Source organism: Mycobacterium sp., assembly GCF_039583785.1.
In the GTDB taxonomy this organism is placed as follows: Bacteria; Actinomycetota; Actinomycetes; order Mycobacteriales; family Mycobacteriaceae; genus Mycobacterium.
This window is the reverse complement of sequence record NZ_JAVKSG010000176.1, coordinates 1-2,289: the sequence shown is the minus strand read 5'-3', so window position 1 is coordinate 2,289 and position 2,289 is coordinate 1. Positions and strand designations below refer to the sequence as shown.

Genomic DNA, 2,289 nt, shown 5'->3' with positions numbered 1-2,289 from the left:
AAATTAAAAATCAGGTAAGTCTTCTTTCTCGATTACGTCGAGGAAGATTTTTCTGGCCGGTTCGACCATCTCTTCGATCTGCAAAATCGTAAGATGGAACTGGTCGATCGAATCCGGAATAGAAATATATTCAATATAGTGACTCGTGCGTGTCCTCCCCTCGAATCTTTCAGAGAACTTCCCCATCACACGTAGTTTTTTCTTTTTCCCATCCGGGACGAGAACCAAATACACAGTCTCGTATAGACCAATGGCCGTCCTAGTGAACGAACCCAATACTTCACTTTTTTCCATTATCTTACTGAATTGGTTTTCAGTAAGATATCTAATCACTTCTTCTTCTTTCATTTTTTCACCTGTATGTCATATGACATACGAGTATTTAAATATTGTCATTCTTGAAAATATCCGATTTTTTTTCGATAAAAAATAAAAAGAAAAAGAAACTTATCCGTTTTTTCTTTTCTTTTCTTTTTCCTCTATCCCGGCGGGCCCGCTGATTTTTTTGTTTCTTTTTTATTTCTTTTCTTTCGGTCATGAAATGATATAGACATGTAGAGGTACATCAGAAAAAAACCCCGAGGAAACTTTGGAGAAATTCCAGAGGTTTATCGGAAAAAACTGGTTCCGTTTCGGAAAAAGGAAAAAAATCAGATATTTTTCACAATGACAACATTTATATACCCGTATGGCATATGTCCTATAAGGAGGAAAAAAATGAAAGAAGAGATAGAAGAAATAGAAATAGAAAGAATAGATGAGATTGACATCGTGGCTGAAAAACCCGCGTTCACTCTCAGTGGGTGGAACGGCTATAGCAACGTCAATAGCCCAATCGAGCACCTCGCCGTATCGTTTTCTGAGTTGAAAAACTCGAAAATCGGTGCGAAATGGGAAATGTGGGATCAATCGGGGGGAGCCAGAGACAGTCATTCACAAACCGCAGAAAATGTTTACAAAACCGCCAGTGGGTGTGCGGTTTTGTTTAACTTTTTTTTCTCGACGGACACTCCGGATCCGGTCGAGAAAAAGATCGTGAAACTCATCTGGTATGAGTTTCAATAACTTTTTTTTATTTTTTATTATAACTTTTTTAGACGGTATTATGAGCGCCATAGTATTTCAACCGAAAGATCTTTATATAACGATTAAACAATATTAATACAATGATTAAACCCCTTGCAGAGACTCCAAGGGATCCGGGGATGATTGAGAAAAACTTCAAAAAAGAGACCGAATCCCGGATGGCCCGTTTCATGCGCCTAAGACTGACTACTTACCAAGAATGACAACATTTAAATACTTGTATGTCATATGTCCTATAAGGAGGAAAAAGAAATGGAAGAAACAGAAGCGAAAAAAATGGAAGAGATATCAAAATATCTCTTCAATAAATTTGGAATGCCTATTATTGGCGAATTATCGGAATTGAAGGCGAGTGAAAGAAAAAGCCTTCGTGTCAAAATCCATGAAAATGGACTTATATATTTTGAATATTCCGATAAAAATGAGTTTGGGCCAATAATTGAGATACATCTCGATAAACCTGAACCTTCTTTTGAAAATGACCATGATGAAAAACTTTTCGATTTCTTTAAAGTAGGTTTTCATTTTGAAGTATATATGTAAAAAAATTATATAATTTAATATTTTTTTCTTTTTTAATCTTTATCATCTTGAATCATGAATAAAATATAAAGAAACAGAGAATCTTATATAGCCTTATGGGAATATAGCATTAAGGTAAAAAAATGACTGTTTATGTTCTAAACACTCCGATACTTACCACCTATGGTGAGTATCGGTTCGAAAAAATCGACTTGAGGACGGCACGTGCCATCCTCGGTCATGAGTTTGTTTCTGCGGTGGGCCATCCCGCCACTGCCGAGTTTTTATCTCAGATCCTCGGTGTGCCTATTCCCACAAGCCGGATGGCAATTCGGATGGCCCCCGGTGATTCGGCGATAGTCTTCCGGATCTTGGAGAGGTTGCCGGAAGGCAAAATCCTCTCTGTAGAGGAGATCCAGAGGATCCCATACGAGATCGGCTACCTGCAGAGGATCTCTTAATTTTTCTACAAGTTTTAGAAAACTTTTCTTTTCTTTTTTAGTTTTATAACTTTTTTGCGAAATCGTCTGTAATTCAGATTGGATATGACGATGACTTTTTCTTTCTTTTTTATTTTTATAACTTTTTTATTTCTTTCGATGAAAAAGAAAAGAAAAATATAATACTATAATAACTATATATCGTCATGGGCAGACGACCTATTACTCAGGACAAAATTGA

At 36.5% G+C, this 2,289-nt stretch carries 4 protein-coding genes; 3 read left to right on the top strand and 1 reads right to left on the bottom strand.

Annotated elements, in window-relative coordinates:
- Window positions 1-3: 3 nt before the first annotated feature.
- Window positions 4-348, bottom strand: a complete 345-nt coding sequence (locus tag ABDV69_RS21095; protein ID WP_343577756.1) for a hypothetical protein — start codon at window positions 346-348, stop codon at window positions 4-6.
- A 369-nt stretch (window positions 349-717) separates the two neighbouring features.
- Between ABDV69_RS21095 and ABDV69_RS21090 the strand changes: the two genes are divergently transcribed.
- From ABDV69_RS21090 to ABDV69_RS21080, 3 genes are all read left to right on the top strand, one after another.
- The gene (locus tag ABDV69_RS21090; RefSeq protein WP_343577754.1) at window positions 718-1,065 is read left to right on the top strand and encodes a hypothetical protein; all 348 of its coding nucleotides are present in this window, start codon (window positions 718-720) and stop codon (window positions 1,063-1,065) included.
- 273 nt (window positions 1,066-1,338) lie between these two features.
- On the top strand, window positions 1,339-1,629 hold the full coding sequence (locus tag ABDV69_RS21085; protein ID WP_343577753.1) for a hypothetical protein: 291 nt from the start codon (window positions 1,339-1,341) through the stop codon (window positions 1,627-1,629).
- 122 nt (window positions 1,630-1,751) lie between these two features.
- Window positions 1,752-2,069: a YddF family protein gene (locus tag ABDV69_RS21080; RefSeq protein ID WP_343577752.1), complete on the top strand. Its 318-nt coding sequence runs from the start codon at window positions 1,752-1,754 to the stop codon at window positions 2,067-2,069.
- Window positions 2,070-2,289 lie beyond the last annotated feature (220 nt).

Coding starts and splice junctions, on each gene's coding strand:
- ABDV69_RS21095 (WP_343577756.1), bottom strand. CDS start 348: ATGAAAGAAGAAGAAGTGATTAGATATCTTACTGAAAACCAATTCAGT.
- ABDV69_RS21090 (WP_343577754.1), top strand. CDS start 718: ATGAAAGAAGAGATAGAAGAAATAGAAATAGAAAGAATAGATGAGATT.
- ABDV69_RS21085 (WP_343577753.1), top strand. CDS start 1,339: ATGGAAGAAACAGAAGCGAAAAAAATGGAAGAGATATCAAAATATCTC.
- ABDV69_RS21080 (WP_343577752.1), top strand. CDS start 1,752: ATGACTGTTTATGTTCTAAACACTCCGATACTTACCACCTATGGTGAG.